This is a genomic window from Polyangium sorediatum, assembly GCF_029946465.1.
Taxonomy (GTDB): domain Bacteria; phylum Myxococcota_A; class Polyangia; order Polyangiales; family Polyangiaceae; genus Polyangium; species Polyangium fumosum.
In genome coordinates this window covers 353741-369915 of record NZ_JARZHI010000003.1, presented here as the reverse complement: position 1 = coordinate 369915, position 16175 = coordinate 353741, and the positions used below count along the sequence as shown (strand labels likewise).

Genomic DNA, 16175 nt, shown 5'->3' with positions numbered 1-16175 from the left:
CTCAGCCCGCCGGCGCGGGATCCCCGGTCGGCGGTGAATCGCCTTTCTTGTCGTCCTTCTTTTGCTCTTCCTCGCTCTTGCCCTTGAGCCAGGGGAATCGCTCTTCCTGCTTGGCCCACCATTTCTTGATGTCCTTGTAGAGCCAGCCGCCCTTCGAGCGGCCCGTGACGTCGCGGAGCAGAATGGCGGCCTGGCCGTGGCCGACGCGCGCAGCGAAGAGGTCGTTCATGACCGTTTGCGCGGTGTTCGTGCGGCGGACCGAGTCGAGGTGGTCGAAGAGCTGCTCGACCTTGTTGAGGACACGTTGGCCGAGGCCCGCCTTGCCCGTCGCCTGGAGCTTCGTGACCTTGTCCCGTTCGAGGTTGCTCAGGCGTTCGAGGGCGGCATTGATCAGATTCGCGTGCTGTTGCCAGTCGGGGTCGTCGGAGGTCTTCGCGCGTCGGGTCGCGTCGAGGGCCTCGCGGCAATCGATCAGGCTGAAGTCGTTGTACGACATGAAGAACGTGAGGACCTCGGCGCGCGCGCTCGGCGTGGTCTCCATTTTTTCGATGTTCAGACGCACGCGGTCCATCGAGAGCCATCGATACACGAAGTCGAGGCCCGTGCCCTTGATGTTCTGCGTGCCCATGATGCGCACGTCCATCCCGGGCGGGATCTGCTTGACCATGAAATCGATGACCTGGTCGCCCGTGGATCCGGAGTTCCAGAGGACATAGACGCGTTCGAGGAAGAGCTCGCGGTAGGCGGCGCGGAAGATCCCGTCGGCCTCGGCCCACGCTTTCTGGTCGAGCGCGCCCGAGACACGTTTCTTCGCGTCGTCGCGAATCTTCGTGCGTTTTGCGTAGCGAATCGTGTGGGCGACGATGTCGGGGCGGATGTCGTCCTTGCCCTCGGGAGGGGTTTTCCCGGACAAGGCTTTTTCGATCGCGGCGCCGAGCTCCTCGGGGGTCGCGGAGAAGAGCGGGCGGGCGTCCTCGACGATCTTGCGCGCGTCGTCGTCCTCCATCGGCAAGGCCTTGAGCATGATGAGGAGCGTCTCTTCGAGGGCTTCGAGGCTCGACCGGGTGCCCGTGCGGCGGAGGTATTCGTCGAATTTGACGAGCGCCTTTTCCTTGTCGGCGTCGGCGGTGATGCGGGTGCCGCCGAGCCAACTGTCGAGGGCCTCGGTGATGAACTGCATCATGCCGCCGAGGTTCGTGTTGATGAGGACGATGTGGTCGCAGCCGGCGTCGTCGACGAAGATCTGCGCGAAGACGCGGGAGCGGGCGACGCGGTCGGCGCGGTTGTTGACGACGGCGCAGGTGGCCCGGTCGGGTGTCTCGTCGGGGTTGTGTTTGTCGTAGGCGAGGCGCGTCCAGTTCGAGAGGAAGCCGGCGCGCTCGTTCGCGCTCATTCCATTGGAGAACGTGAGCTTGCGGCCACGGTATTCGACCGTGGGATAGGTCTTCAAGACGCCGAGGTCGAGGATGACGTGGTCGGCGATCTCGACGAGCGCTTTTTCACGGTCGATCTGGAAGTAATCGGCGAGCTCGAGGACGAGGGCGACGTTGCGCGGGTGCTCCTGGTAAGGGAGGCGCTGGAGGAGGTCGACGGGAATGAGGTCGGCCTCGATGGGCTGGACGTGGACGAGGTTCGTCCGTTTGCGGCGCGCATTGTCGAGGAAGAGCGGGAACATCTGCTCTTCCGAGGTGAAGGTGACGCCGTCCTGGGGCATAAAGCAGGAGATGACGCGCGCGACGTCCTCGCCGCCGGGGCCCTGGATGTCCTCGTGGTCGGGGTAGGCGTTCGTCAGCGTCGTGATCGGGTCCTGCATCCATTCGTTGCAGAGGGTCTCGACGAAGCGCGGCTGGAGCGCCATGCACTCCCAGAGAAAGACCTGGCAATGGAGGTTTTTCCCGGTGAAGAGGACGTTGCGCTGCTCCCAGATCGTGGCCTTGTCGTAGGGGCGATAGATGAAGATCTCGCCGGCCGGGAGGTCCCGCATCGCGTGAATGAACATGGCCTCGCAGCCGGTGGTCTTCACGACGACGTCGTACCGCATGGCGTGGAAGAGCGCGGCCTTCAATCGCTCGGAGCCGGATTTGCCGCGCGTGCCCCAGCCGCCGATCGAGAGCGGAATCGAGGCGCGCGCCTTCTCGATGCCGCGCATGATGACCGCCGTACGAAGCATGAGATACGAGAAGAGGCCCCACACGACGACCGCGAGGTGCGCCGGGGTGTTGCCCGAGGGCGATAACAAGAACGAGAGGACGTGCTCGGCGATCGGCGGGAGCGCGAAGGGGAGCGGGGAGTAGAAATTGCGCGGGAGGTGCGGGACGAGGTTGAAGCGGGCGTTTTCGATCTCGCCCTCGGTGTCGATGACGTCGAGGGAAAACCCGAGCTCCTGGGCCTGCTGCCAGAAGAGCTTTTTCTCGCGCGGCTCGCTGGCGCCGAGCGAGCGCTGGCGGACGAGCGCGAGCTGGGGGTATTCGATCGAGAGCTTCCACCGCGCCCGCATGCGCTCCTTCAGCGTGTTCGGGCCGCGGAGGAGGACGGTGCCGACGGGCGTGATCATGCGGAGGGGTTTGCCCGAGATGGAGCAAACCGAGAGCAATTCGTCGACGCGCGGCAAAAACGGGCCCCAGCCGGCGACGGGGGGGCAGAGCTGGCGCTCGCCGGGGACGCGGGTGGGCGTGACCTCGGCCATGCCGTACGGCGGGACGACGATTTCACCCTGCCAGACGCGGCCCTGGGTATGGGCGTAGCCTTTGCGTTTGTCCGGCATGGGCGTTTTGAGCTCGTTCCAAAAACGCCAGAATCGCCAGTGTCGGGGCTCGCCGCGCCAGAGGATGTATTTGCCGGGGCCGAGTTTTTGGAGGGAGACCGTCATGTCGCCGCGCGCGGCGACGGCGAGGGCTCGTTCGAGGTCACGCGTGGGCGTGTTCGGCGGGACGACGAAGCGCGAGGAGCGGCCTTCTTTGATCTTTTCGAGTTTTTCCTTGAAGCGCTTCGTCAGGGCCACGAGCTCGGGCTCGGCCGCGACTTCGAGCCAGCGGAGCGTGGCCGCGGCGCCCTCCGTGAGCTCGGCGCCGCCCTTTTCGTTGTTGGCGAGCGTGGCGAGGGACTCGACGAAATGCCCCGGGCGGAGGATGGGCGTGGTGCCGGCCGCGACGAGCTTGACGGATTCGAGCGAGACGCGCACCGGGAGCGAATCTTCGGGTTTCGTGAAGGCCCGCTGGATGACGCCGAGGAGCGCCTCGGCCGCGGCTGGGTCGCCATCTTCGATCGGAGGCTCGTTGCCGGCGCGGGGACCCTCGCACGCAAAGCCGCCGGCGCGCTTCGTGAGGACACGAATGCCGAGGCCGCGGACGCGAGGCGATTTGTCCTCGGTGATGATCTTGACGAGCTGTTCGAGGCCGCCTTCGTAGCGGGTTTGTCCGAGGAAGCGCGCGAGCTCCTGGCGGACGTGCTCGCTCGGGTCGTCCTTGGCGATGAGGCCGGTCTCGAGGCGGGAGCGGTCGTCGGCGAGGGTGCCGAGGATGCGCAAGGAGTTGCGGCGAATGATGGTGCCGTCCTTGCCGGAGCGAATGCGGAGGCGCTCGGAGATGACGCCACGAATGCCGTCGGGGAAAACGAGGGAGGCGATTTCGAGGGCCGCGACCTGCGCCCAGCGCATGGCGTCGACGCCGCGGGCCCACGCGAGGACCTGGCGGGCCCGCTCGACGCCGAAGCGGCCAAGGCGCTGCGAGGGGCTGAGGCGCGCGAGGAGGGCGGCGAGGACACGCAAGGCCGCGACACGGACGGGCTGCGGGCGTCCGGTCGAGGCGTGGGACATGGCGAATTCGAGGACGCCGCCGCCGGAGAGGAGGCGGAAGGCATCCCCGTCGGTGAGGGATTTGGCCTTCGTGATCGTCGCTTCGTAGGCGACCTCGACGGTGTCGACCTGGTCGGCGATGCGAGCGGCGAAGCGCTCCTGGACGGCCTCCATGTCGAGCCAGCGCTTGGTGGCCTGGACGTCGCGGCGAGCGTCGAGGCGGGTCTTGGCCGAGCCACGGAGGTGGTCGATGAGGATCTTGCGTTTGTCCTCGTCCGTGGCGGCGCCCTGGTAGGCGACCATGAGCGAGGCGCCCTCGCCGTTGAGGCGGTCGAGCTCGCCGACGGCGACGTCGGCCGCGCGGACGAGGGAGGCGATGAGGATGCCCGGGGGATGCGGGCCGGGGCCGAGCTCGGCGGCGATGTTCTCGGCGATGCGCTCGACGATCGGCGCACGGAGCTTCGCCATGAGGGGCGAGATGCTCTCGAAGAGGTCGACCGCGATGCCGGCCCGCCCGTCGGCATGGCGGGATTTACGTTTCTTGAGCGCGGGAGCGAGAGGGTATCTCAAGGCGGCGTACCCCAGGTCGGGTCGGAGGAGGTGCGGCGTCTGTCGACACGGCCGCTGCCCTCTTCGAGCCGAGCGCGGAACGGTGCCTCCCGCGGCGGCAAGTCACGAAGGCCCCTGCCGCCCGCGAGGTCGTAAGCCACGAAGATACCGCCGGAGAGCCGGAAGGGCGAGGTTTCGCGGGGGACGTCGAGCAAGACGCGGCCTTCGGCCCCGGCGCTGAGGCGATGGCCGCGCATGAGCCACGCCCAGAACGTGAGCTGAGCGTTGACGCCGCTGCGGAGGAAGGACTCGGGGCGGTCGTAGCCGGCCGGCCGGTAACTCGTGAAGGCGCCGAGGGTGAGCCAGGGCGTGAAGCCGCGGCCGGGGAGGAGGTGGAGCTGGGCTTCGAGGTCGGCGCGATCGATGCCAGCGAAGTCCGGGGTGGTGCGGGTGGAGAGGCCGACGCTCGCAAGGGCGTCGATGGCCGGGCGGAAGAGGGCGCGGAGGCCGACAACGCCGTACGCAGGGTGGGTGCTGGAGTAGCGGGTCCAGACTTCGCGGTCGGCGTCTTCCTGGCCGGCGAGGTTGAGGTCGGTGAGGACGAGGGCGGCGCCGCCCCAAGGGACGAGGGAGACGGAGTCGGCGAGGGGGATCGACCAGAGGACGCCGGCAAGGGCGCGTGCGCCGAGGCCGAAGGTAGCGGTGGGCTGAGCGACGACGCGGCCGCGGACGAAGAGGCCAGGGATGAAGCCGTTCGGGGCGAGGTCGAAGGAGCCAGCGACGCCGAAGCTCGGGGCGCCGAAGCGGGCGCGGGCGAAGACGGAGCCTTGGGTCCAGGCGTGGATCGTTTCGATCTCGCGGCGGAGGGCGACGCCGACTTCGAGGAGGCGCGCGCCGGTGAGGTTGTCCTCGTCGCCGACGTCGAGGTCGACGAGGCGGGCGTAGACAGAGGTGAGGAGGCTGCCGGGATCGGCGTCGGAGACGATGTCGGGCGCGACGCGGAGGGGCGGCTCGGGGGCGCCGGTGGGCGCGGGGCGGAGGCCAGGGACAGGCGGGGCGCGGCGGGGCTTGGGCAAGCCGATGGGGACGGCGAGCTGGACGCGGACGAGGGCGCGGCCGCCGGGCGAGGTGACGTGGAGGGTGTGCGGGCCGTCGGGGAGGACGGGGATCCGCTTTTCGAGCTGCTGGCCGAGGGGGACGAGGGTGTTCCGATCGCCGCCGACGAGGTGCGCGGCCGGATCGGCGGTGGGATCGAGGAGGAGCTCGCCGCGGGAGGTGGTGCCGGGGAGGGGGATCTGCGGGTCGAGGGACCAGGTGAGGGTGCGAGGTTCGCCGGCAGGGCCGCGGGCTTCGAGGCGGACGACGGTGGGCGCGGCGAAGGCGAGCTCGAGCGGGCGCTCGGGGTCGATCTCGAACCACTCGGAGACGACGCGGGCCTGGAAGGAGAAGCCACCGGCGCCGGAGAGGCGGGCCGAGCCGATGATGGTGCGGCCCCGCGGCGCGCGGATCTCGACGCGGTGCGGGCCGCGCGGGATCGAGAGGGTGCAGGCGGTGCGGGGAGACGTCGGGGCATCCCCGCAGGGCGTGGGTTTGCCGTCGATCTCGACGCTGAGCTGGCAGAGCGGGTCGTCTTCGAGGGCGAGGCACTGGGTCTCGACGCCGAGGGTGGTGGGCTTGCTCTGGCGGACGCGGAGCTCGACGTGCTGGCCTTCGGCGAGGAGGAGGGCGTCGTCGGGGACGTCGAGCAGGGCGCGGCGGACCTGGACGCCGAGGGACGGGACGCGGCCTCCACGGACGTCGACGAGGCCGGTGCCGGCGGCGTTGTCGGCGCGGGCGACGGCGAGCCAACCGACGGCGGGCGCGAGCCGCGCAAAGGCGTGCGAGGCAGGGTCGCCGTTCTCGACGGCGTGCTGGGCGAGGATGAAGCTGCGCAGGGCGCGGGCGCGGTCCTGCTCGTCGGCGGCACGATCGGTGGAGAGGGCAGCGGCGCGGGCGAGGGCCGGGCCGGAGCGGTGCGCGAGGCCGATGCGCTCGAAGACCTCGCTGGCGATCCAGCCGGCGCCGGTGCGCTCGGTGAGGACGGCGTACATGAGGCCGTCGGCGTCGGTGGAGGCGCGGGCGTTACCGTCGGTGAGGGCGGTGAGGGCGGCGGCGGTGTCGTCGGCGGCCTGGGCGCGGCGGGCGCGGGTGAGCGGATCGAGGTCCTTCGGCAGGGGAAGGGGCGGGATGCGCGGGAGGAGGCCGAGGGGGACGACGGCCGGGCTGCCGGCGGGGAGCTGGAGCGCCTGGGGCGGGGCCTGGGTGTCGGGCTCCTCGGCGGTTTCGAGGGGGATGTCGTCCTTGCGATCGAGGGCGGCGAGGGTGCCGTAGCCGAGGGACTCGAGGGCCTCGGCGCGTCGCTTCCGGAGCGCGTCCTGCGCGGCCGGCGGAGCTTTTTCGAGCTCGCGGGAGGCGTCGCGGACGCGGGCGAGGAGGAGGGCGATGGCCTCGGGGGCGGTCTCGCGACCAGCGGCGGGGATACGCGGCTCGGGGGCGCGCTGCCGGTGGAGGCGCGCGGAGACACGGAGGAGGGTCTCTTCCTGGGTCTCGACCCGGATGTCGCTGACGTCGGCCGGGACGGGGACCTCGATCGCGCCGGTCGCGCCGTGGTCGATCCAGGCCTCGTACACGCGGTCGCCGACGCGAACGTGGAGGCGGCGCGGCTTGCGGGTGCCGCTCTCGGCGACATGCGCGACGACACGCGCGACGGTGGCGCGGCCCGGGTCGGGGACACGGAACGTGGCGTCGCCGTTCAGCCGGATCCAGCGGGTGAGCTCGCGGAGGGTGTCGCAGGGGGCGACGCCGTCGCGCGGGATGCGGGCGAAGACGGGGACGGCGCCGGCGGGGCGCTCGAAGGCGTGGCGGCCGGGCGTGACGGCGACGCCGGTGCCGAGGCCAGCGCCGGTGTGCACGGCGGCGGCGATGTTGTCGATGAGGAGCGAGGTCTCCGGGGCCGGGTCGGTTTGTCCGGAAATGACGAGGAGGCGGGTGTGGGTCGCGGGCGTGGGCGGCGGGAGGACGTCGATTTCGGCGCGGCCTTCGCGGAGGACGGTCCAGCGCAGGCCGCGCGGGCCGACGAGGGCGCAGCGGGTGCTGCCGACGTTGTCGAAGGGGACGGAGATGTCGTTCCAGACGACGGCACCGGAGGGCGGATCGAGGGTGTCCCAAGGCGCCTCGCGGACCCAGGTCATGCGCGCGCGGTTGGCGGCGCCGGGCAGGTCGCCGTGGAGCCAGGCGTACCGCTCGGCGAGGGGCGCAGCGGCGGGGCGGCGGCCGTCTTGGGGCGGCGAGAGGATAGCGCGGAGGGCGTCGAGGGCGGCGCGATCGTCCTCGTGGGGGGCCTCGGGCAGAGGGCGCTCCCAGGGGCGTGGCGGGGGGAGCGTGTGTGCGTGGGCCGCGGCGAGCCGTTCGAGGGCGGCACGCAGGGCAGGGCCGGCGGCGCCCGCGGGGAGGGCGCGGGCGAGGTCGAAGGCGCGCTCGGCGGCCTCGCGGGCTTGCTCGGGGCTCGTGGCCCAGCGGACGGCTTCGGCGAGGAGGAAGGCGCGGAGGGCCGGAGGGACGTCACTCGCCTGGACGCGCTTCAGGACAGCGTCGACGTCATGCGCGGCGCCTGTGCGTTCGGCGGCGGCGGCGAGGCGGAGGACGGCCGCGGCCGCGGGCTCCTTCGCGCCTTCGCCGAGGGCATCGAGGCGGGCTTCGCGATCGCGGGCGCGCGGGGCGATGTCGAGGACGTCGGTGCGCTTGCGGAAAGCGGTGGCGGCGACGGCGATCTCGCCTTCGAGGGCCTCGATCGAGACGCGACGTGTATCGACGGGCAAGGGGATGCGGATGCTCTGCGTCGCGGTCCATCGCTGGGCGTCGGCGGTGCGGGTCGCGACGTCCCACACGAGCTCGCGCACGACGAGGTCGCCGGCGCGGACGAGGGCGCGCGCCGCGCCGATGCCGCGGGCCTGGATGGAGAGGCGCACGACGTCGGAGGCGGGCGCGTCGACGACGATGTTGTTCGCCTTGGCGGCGAGCGCGCCGCGGGAGGCGAGGACGAGGCGCCACGGGGAGGCGTCGGGCTCGGCGGTGAGGTGATCGGCGGCCTCGCGGGCATCCCGGCCGCCTTCGAGGACGACGGGGCGGCGGACGAAATACGGCTCGACGAGGGGGCGAACGAGGAGGGAGCTTTCGAGCCAGCGGACGGTGAGCCAGTTGCGGGTGGCGTCGGGCGGCGCGGCGTCGAGCGCGCTCTTCGCGGCGAAGATCCAGCGGAGGATCGAGGCGGCCTCGGGGATGGTGGTTTCGGGCCGGGGAGCCGCCGGATCACGCAGCCAGCGCGTGACGTCCTCGTCGAGCCTGTGCCAGGCGAGCGAGGAGCGGAGGAGGCTGCCCATCGAGGCGGTGATCGTGGTGGGTTTGTCGGACCGAACCACGAGGAAACGAGCGCCGGTCCACATGGGGACGTCGACGACGCGGGATTCGTGGTTTTTGGCGGATGTCGGGGCGGTGGTCGGTGGGGGGTTCGGGGGCGCAGCTCCACTTGTCGGAGCGGAGCCCCCGAGCGTGGACAGCGGGAGCCACGTGACCGCGTCGGGCACGTCGCGCACGCCGGTGCCGAGGCCGACGGCGGTGACGGGTCCGTCGAGGCGGACGCGATCCCCGGGCTCGATGGGCAGGAGCAGGACCAAGCCCTTCGCGAGGGAGATCGGCACGCTCGGATCGACCTCGACGGCGCTGCCCTGCGTGGGGGTGTCGAGCGAGAAGGGCGCGACACGGGCGCGGGTCGGCGCGACCCAGCCGGGCGGATCGAGGCTCGCATCGGCGCGTGCTCCCGCGGGAGCGAGGCCGAGGACGAGCCCGAGGGCCGCGGCGAGGGCAGACCGAACGTTCATGGGCTCGGGGGCTTCGGAGGAGCGAAGATCGGATCGAGCGCGGCGGCGAAGCGCGCGCGCTTCTGCTTGTCGGAGCCGAGCGCGTCGCGAACGGTGCGCGCGATCTCGACGTGAAAGAACGGCGCGCCGAGCTCGCGGCAGGTGCGCGCCTGCTGGTTGATGGTGCCGCCGAGGATCGAGACGTCGGTCGGGTAGACCTTGACGCGGGTGTCGGCGACAGCGGGCCCGAGGCGCGCGGCGAGGGCTGCGGCGTCGGCGTTGGATTTCGCGGCGCTCACGATGATGCCCGTGCCTTCGGACTTGTCGTCGCGGAAGCCGTGGATCTGCACGGTGACCGCGCCGTGCATGAGCGCGACGAGCTCGCGATGGGCCGCATGAAAGAACGAGTGCTCCGTGTGGGCGACGTCCGATGCGACGACCGGCGCCGCCGCGTTCGGATCATCCGCCTCGTCGCGATCGACCCCGGCCGGCTCCTCCACGGCTGCGCCCTTGTCATCGTCCTTGTCGTCGTCCTTCTCGTCGACCTCGTCCGCGTCGGTGTCCTTGTCCTTGGTTGCGGCCTTCTCGTCCTTCGTCCCGCCGTCCTTCGCGGCGTCCGCGGGTTTGTCGATGTAGCGGTGCACCGTGTTGATGAGAAGCACCCGCGCCGCCTGTGCATCGAACACGGAGAGCGCGATCGGTAGCGTGCCTGCGTCGTAGAACGAGTGCGGCGCTTCGACGAGGATCGGCCTCGCGCGCCCGGTGCGCATCACGACCACGCCCGCGCCGCGCTTCTTTTTTCGCGCCTCTTCGAGCAGCCACACATCGCCGAGCACCCGCAACGAGAACCCCTCGGGCGCCTTCTTCGGCGGCTCTTTGCGTTCGGTCGCGGCGACGAGCGCGTCGCGCACCCAGGCGGCGTACGCGCGCTCCTCCTCGTTCGTCGGCGCCTTGTACGTCACGGTGCGGCGACCGCCCTTCCGCAGCTTGGCGATCCGCTCTTCGAGCGCCTTCGTCGCTCCTTCGTCCACCTCGGGCATCATGGCGCCGGCCTCCGAGGGGGGACAAGCGGCCGGCGCGGGGGGTGGACTCTTCGGGCAGGACGGCGCCCCGCAGCCGAAGAGCAACGTCGTCGCGAAAAGCCCTGCCCATCGCGCTTTTTTCACAGATCGTCCTCCGACCAAAGCCTCGGCTCGAGGTCTCCCGGCAGCGGCGCCTGGCCGACGAGCACCGCACCTATCCACACGCGATCGACGCTCTCGATCTTGATCGTCCGGAGGCCGGGCTCGAGGTCGTCGCCGATCGGGATCTTCACCTTGGCGAGCCCATCCAGGTTTTTGCGCGCATCCTTCGCCGTGCGCCGCGCCTCCCAGAGCAAGCCCATCCCCGCGTCGCCCGTGCGCCCCGAGAGCTCGCCGCTGCCCGTCGTGATCGACCGGAAAAACGCGCCCTTCTGCCGCACGGGTTTGCCCCCGTCGATGCTGTAGCGGATCTTGAACGGGCGCGTCGACGCCTCGCTGATCACGAAGAGCACGAGCGTGAGCGACTCGCCCGCTCGTTGCCGGAACGTGAACGAGAGCGGCTCGCGCGCGGGCAACTCGAAGACGTCGCGCCGGCGCATGATCGCCCCGCCCTCCCACGGCGCCGCGTCCGCGTACGCGAGCCCGTCGCCGAGCCCCTTCACCTGGATGTCGTGGATGCCGGCCTTGAGGCTCGCCCGGAGCACGCCCGAGAGCGACGCGATCGGCTGCTCGACCATGTTTTGTCCGTCGATCCAGAGCTCGGCCATCTTCCCGAGCCGTGACGGGTGCGCCCGGTAGAGCACCTTCAGCCGCCCACCGCGCTCGCCCGCGTAGCCGATCCCGAGCTTGAGCGGGTTGTCCAGATCGAGCGGCGTCCAGCCATCGTTTGGCAAGAGCTCCTTCGCGGCGATCTCGTACGGCGCGAGGAAGCGGCGTCGGACGGGCGCTTGATCCGGGACGAGCGTGCGCTCGGGCTTCTGGCCGGCCTCGCTCGGCGAAGGCTTTCCCCGGAGCTCGATGCGCACCTGCTCGTAGAGGTCGGCGATGCGGCCCTGGCGCTCGAGCTCGTTCTGGTTCTCGGCGCGGATGGGCGTCCAGGTGCGCACGTCGAACGGCGCGTACCGCCAGATCTCGTCCTCCGCGAGCTGGACGCGGTAAGGCACGCGCAGGATGTCCTCGGGCACGCCGGGATCGAGCACGCGCAGGTGCACGCGCATGTGCGCGTCGCCGAGGATCTCGATCTTCGTGGCGCCCTTCGGGATGCGCAGGATCGCGCGGCGTGGATCGGTCGCGTCGGCCTCGGTCTTGTCGTTCCCTGCGGCGATCGCGCCCTCCGCGGCTTGATCCCGCGGCCGGCCCCAGCGCTCGAACCGCGAGCGCGGCAAGATCTGGCGGAGCTCGGCGCGCTCGTTCGGGCCGGGGCCCCAACGCGCGACGACTGTGCCGGCCATCGAGTCGGGCGCGCCCGCTTCGGGCAGCTCCGCGCGGAGCAGGAGGCCGAGGTACGGCTGCTCCGGCGCCACGCGCGCGAGGACCGGCCGCTCCGGATCGAGCTTCACGTACTTCACGACGCGCACGTCGGGCCGGATCTCCAGCCGATCGCCCTCGAACGGCAGCGCGATGAGATCCCCGATCTGCGCGCGCTCGTACGGTTTCGGAAGGACGAACCGCACGAGGAAATCGTCGCCCTTGCCCTCGACCACGAACGTGCGCGGATTGAGGCGTGACGACGACACGTGGAAGACGCCGTCCTCGGGCACCGTGAGCATCCGCGCGCCGCCGCCGCCGCCCTCGCTGATCGTCACGGGTCGCCCCGGCGGCGCGAGTACGTCCAGCTCGACGGGACCCATCACGTTGATCGCCGCCGCGTGCCGCTCGCCCACGGTGTACCCCGGCACCGTGCCCGCGGCCGCCGGGAAGGGCGTGCGGTAGTTGCGGAGCAAGAGCCGCCGGAGCGAGTAGTCCTTGCCTTCGAGCCCCGCCGCGTCGAGGCGCCGATCCCAGCCGGAGAGCGCGCGGGATCGCGCCGTCTCCGGGAGGTCCTCGAAGCCGAGCGAGGTCATGTCTGACACGACGCGTGATCGGTCCTCGTCGTCGAGGCTCATCTCGTAGAACGTGCGCTCGTACGATCCGCGCCGGTACCTACCTTCCACGCGCGAGAGCACGTCCTTCACCGAGATCGGCAGCCCCCGCATCCGCATCACGCCGCCGTGCGGCAAGAGTTCCGCGGTGGTGATCGTGGTCGTCCGTGGATCGAGCACCCACTCGTCGCCCTGCGCGACCCGCGCGGCGTACTCGCCCGCCGTGGCGCCGTCCTTGTCGTCGCAGGAGAGCCGGCTCTCCAGCTCGAACCGGTGCGTCTGGACGTCCTTGCCGTGCTCGTCGACGAACGTCGTTTCGAATCCGTACGAAAATCTCGCCTTTGGATCACAAACGGTCACGCGGGGCACGAGGGCCCAGGTCGAGACCACGACCGCGTCGATCGACGCGGGCACCTTCACGGCGACGGGTTTTTCCGGGTCGACGCGGTAGGCGAGGATCTCGTCCATCGCCGGCAGCGCGAGGTGGGACGCGGGCGGCGGCGAGGTGAGCGGCCAGAGCAGGGCCGCCCAGCCGAAGAAGAGGAACGCGACGATGAACCATCGGATGATCACGGGCTCTCCGTCACCCGGATGCTGGTCAGGCCCGTCGCGACCGCGCGCCTCACACGGACGATCGAGGTGAGCGGCTTCGGCGCGCGCGGCACCCGCGACGTGCCGAGCGGGACCAGCACGACCTGCCCCGGCTCCGCGACGATCGCCCAGATCCGCCGAGACACTGCATCCCGGACCACCTCGACGTGGCACGCCCGATCGTCCTTGATCGCCGCGCGCAGATCGAACGGATTGTTCTGATCGAGGTAAAGCTCGAAGCTTTCGAGCCGCGCATCCACGTTGCACCGGCTCGCCGCCTCCGCCGTGAAGCTCGGGCAACGCGCCTTTGGGGCCTCCGCCGGGGCCGTGTCGTCTGCGCCCTTCTTCTTCGCCTCCGTCTTCTTCGTCGTGCTCTTCGGCGTCGGCGCCTGCACCTTGCACGCGATGAGCTCGAACGCGCGCGACGCCACGTCCTCCGAGCCGAGATCCACGCCGAGCCGCCCGAGCCGCGGCGTGAGGATGCCGTCGCCCTCGACCGCGGACATCGCCGATCGCAACTCGCCCGACATGTACACGAGCGCGAAGCGACCATCGGCGAACTTGCGCGCGTAGCTCATCGAGAGGTCTGCGGATCCGTTGTACGGCGCGTGCTCGCGCGCCCCGTCGAACATCCCCACGCGCAGACCGAGGTCGCCGAACACCTCCACCATCGGCCGCGCCCACGCGGGCACCTGCTCGCGCCGGATCACTTCACGCCCGAACGAAACCACGAGATCGCCCGTGTAGTCCCGCTCCGGCGCGATGCCCTGCATGCTGATGCCGCTCTTGCCCTCGCCGAGCCAGACCTCGTGCAGGCGCTGGAAGAACGATCGGCGCGACACCCGGCGCCGCGGGTCCGCGAGCCCGCGCGGATCGGCGCCCGGCAGCGCGCCCGCGATCAAGAGCCCGCGCGCCCCGAGCGCGTCGTACAGCGACAAACCTGCGCCGAACGTCCCGATCTCCCAGCGCGGCGCCGGCACCTCGACGAGGATCTCCCCCGGCGCGATCACCTCTTCCTGCTTCTCGACCTTCACGAACAGGCTCGCGTTCCCGCGCCGCCCGCCCGCCTCGTCCTCGACGAGCCCCCACGCCTCGATCTCACCGTCGGGCCGATGCACCCGCACGATCGCGTAGCCGAGCCGCGCCGCCACCGCGCGCTCCCACGCCGTCCACCGAGGCTCCATGTCCGCGTGCGTCATCCGGCGCGCGAGCGTCGCGTCGAAGAGGCGCAGCTCCTCGATCGTCGGCCCGCGATACCCTGCCGTCCCCACCGACGTCAGCGCGACGACCCGGCCTACGAGCTCCTGCCGCAGCCCGCCCGACCACACCTCGACCTCGCGCGCGCCGAGCAGCGATCCCCCGACCTCCTCCGCGAGCGAGAGCGGCACGCGCAGCGTCGGCGCGTTCGACCACGGCCGCTGCGACGCGCCCTGGATCGGCGCCCTCCACGACAACGTCACGTCCGCGCCGAGCATGCGCCCGAGCGCCATCACGTCGAAGCCCTCGGGCACCGAGCCGACCGCGCTCACGCCCGGCGCCGCGTCCCCGCCCGCCTCGACCACGAGCATCTGATCCAGCCCGAGCCGCTTTCCGAGCTCCGCCGCAAACGCCTCGTCGAGCGCCCGTTGTCCCTCGTGCCGCGACAGCAGCACGATCGCCCGCGCCCCGAGCGCCTCCGCCGCCGCGTGCGCGAGCGCGGGCAGCGCGGAGCCCGGCCCCTCGGGCGAGGCGAGCACGAGAAACCCTCCTCGACGCGCGACGAGCCCCGGCGTCGACTTCGGCCGCACCGCGAAGCGCGGCGCCGGCGTCACGTCGTCCGGGTCGAGCTCCGCCGCGTGCGGCCGCGCCACCACCCAGCCGCCCTTCTCCTCGCGCATCACCAAGAGGCCCGCGGTCTTCGCGGCCGTCAGCGTCCGCGGCGAGACTTCCTCTCCGCCGCGTGTGACCGTGAAACCGTCGACCTCGGTCGCGACCTCGAGCGCGACCTCCACCGCCGCGATCCCCGCCGATCGCTCCGCCGCGGGCCTCGGCCTCGGTCCGGTGTCGCCTAGCGTGAGCTCGTACGGCACGCTCGCGTCGCCCGAGATCATCGCGATCTCCGAGATCGCGGCGCGCGGCACGAGCAGCCCCTCGGCCTTCATGAGCCCGTAGCCGATCCCGTTGCCCACGAGGAACGCGGTGATCGACACCTGCAGCGTCGGCATGACGACGATGCCGATGTGGTCCTTGTTCCACATCTTCACCGCCAGGAGACTCGGCAAGAGATAGCCGAATCCGAAGTAGTCGATCATCGGCACACCCGGCCAAAAGTAGGCCAGGACGAACCCGAGGATGACCTTCACGAAGAAGCCCGTGATGTAGCACATGAGCATGCGCCGCGGGCCGACGATGAGCATGCGCGAGAAGGGCGGGACGCTCATCAAGAACTTCGATGCGCCGTACACGAGCAGCGCTTCGACCGTCGTCGTGACGAGCTTCAGCGGCTCGTAGCACGCGACCGCGAGCAGCCCCGGCACGAGGATGCCGTTGTAGTCCCAGCCGTACCGGACGTTGTTCCGCGCGCCGAGCAGCGCGCCGATGACGAGGATGATCTGCGCCTTCGGCGACTCGAGGAACTTGATCGAGAGGCTCTCGTTGATGACCTGGAAGCGCGAGACCGAGAGGTTCGTCGTGCGCAGGAGCAAGACGAGCAAGATCCAGGTCAGTACCGTGACGAACCCGACGCGCGGGAACGCCTTGATGATGCCTGCGTTCCAGAACGTGTTCGACACGAGCGGCACGAGCACGAGCCCCACGCTGTAGAGCTCGCGCGAGTGTGCGAAGCCGTATTGCGCTTCGATGCGCGGCACGATCACGCCCTCGAAGAGCAGCCGCACGAGCACCGCGCCGACGATGAACAGGTAGAAGCGCTCGCGTCCGAACGCCGCCGACCACGCGCCGAGGTGCGTCACCCATCGCCCCACGCCCGCGACGAGCCAGTACGTCACGACCGACTCGATCACGATGAAGATCGCGGTTGCGGGCGCGGCGATGAAGATCGTCGCGAGGTAGCCGGGGACGACGAGGCCCGCGTAGGTCCAGCCGAAGAGCTCGGTCAACACCGTCCCGATCACGAGGCCGATGAGCACGGCGACGTGCAGGCTTCGATCGAGACCGTTGGGCGGGAGGACGGCGAGAGAGGCCAGCATGGACTCGCGGCTTGGGAGCTACGGCGCGAAGGAACGATGATCTTCGCGCCGGCCGG

The 16175-nt window shown here is 70.8% G+C and carries 5 protein-coding genes; all 5 read right to left on the bottom strand.

All coding sequences use genetic code 11. The features are described 5' to 3' along the window. Position 1 precedes the first annotated feature (1 nt). From QHF89_RS05665 to QHF89_RS05645, 5 genes are read right to left on the bottom strand one after another with little or no spacing between them, the layout of a single operon-like run. A complete protein-coding gene (locus QHF89_RS05665; RefSeq protein WP_284720115.1) occupies positions 2-4363 on the bottom strand; it encodes a capsule biosynthesis protein CapB in 4362 nt (1453 codons plus the stop codon). Further along, on the bottom strand, positions 4360-9258 hold the full coding sequence (locus QHF89_RS05660; RefSeq protein WP_284720114.1) for a hypothetical protein: 4899 nt from the start codon (positions 9256-9258) through the stop codon (positions 4360-4362). Before QHF89_RS05660 ends, QHF89_RS05665 begins: the two co-directional genes overlap by 4 nt. Further along, a complete protein-coding gene (locus QHF89_RS05655) occupies positions 9255-10403 on the bottom strand; it encodes a hypothetical protein (RefSeq protein WP_136967145.1) in 1149 nt (382 codons plus the stop codon). Before QHF89_RS05655 ends, QHF89_RS05660 begins: the two co-directional genes overlap by 4 nt. Beyond that, the gene (locus QHF89_RS05650) at positions 10400-12913 is read right to left on the bottom strand and encodes a hypothetical protein (protein ID WP_136928561.1); all 2514 of its coding nucleotides are present in this window, start codon (positions 12911-12913) and stop codon (positions 10400-10402) included. Before QHF89_RS05650 ends, QHF89_RS05655 begins: the two co-directional genes overlap by 4 nt. Next, positions 12910-16119 (bottom strand): poly-gamma-glutamate biosynthesis protein PgsC/CapC, encoded by a 3210-nt coding sequence (locus QHF89_RS05645; protein WP_136967146.1) that lies wholly within the window; start codon positions 16117-16119, stop codon positions 12910-12912. Before QHF89_RS05645 ends, QHF89_RS05650 begins: the two co-directional genes overlap by 4 nt. Positions 16120-16175: the final 56 nt, after the last annotated feature.

Bases quoted from the DNA above. Each gene is read 5' to 3' on its own strand.
- QHF89_RS05660 (WP_284720114.1), bottom strand. From the start codon at position 9,258: ATGAACGTTCGGTCTGCCCTCGCCGCGGCCCTCGGGCTCGTCCTCGGC.
- QHF89_RS05645 (WP_136967146.1), bottom strand. From the start codon at position 16,119: ATGCTGGCCTCTCTCGCCGTCCTCCCGCCCAACGGTCTCGATCGAAGC.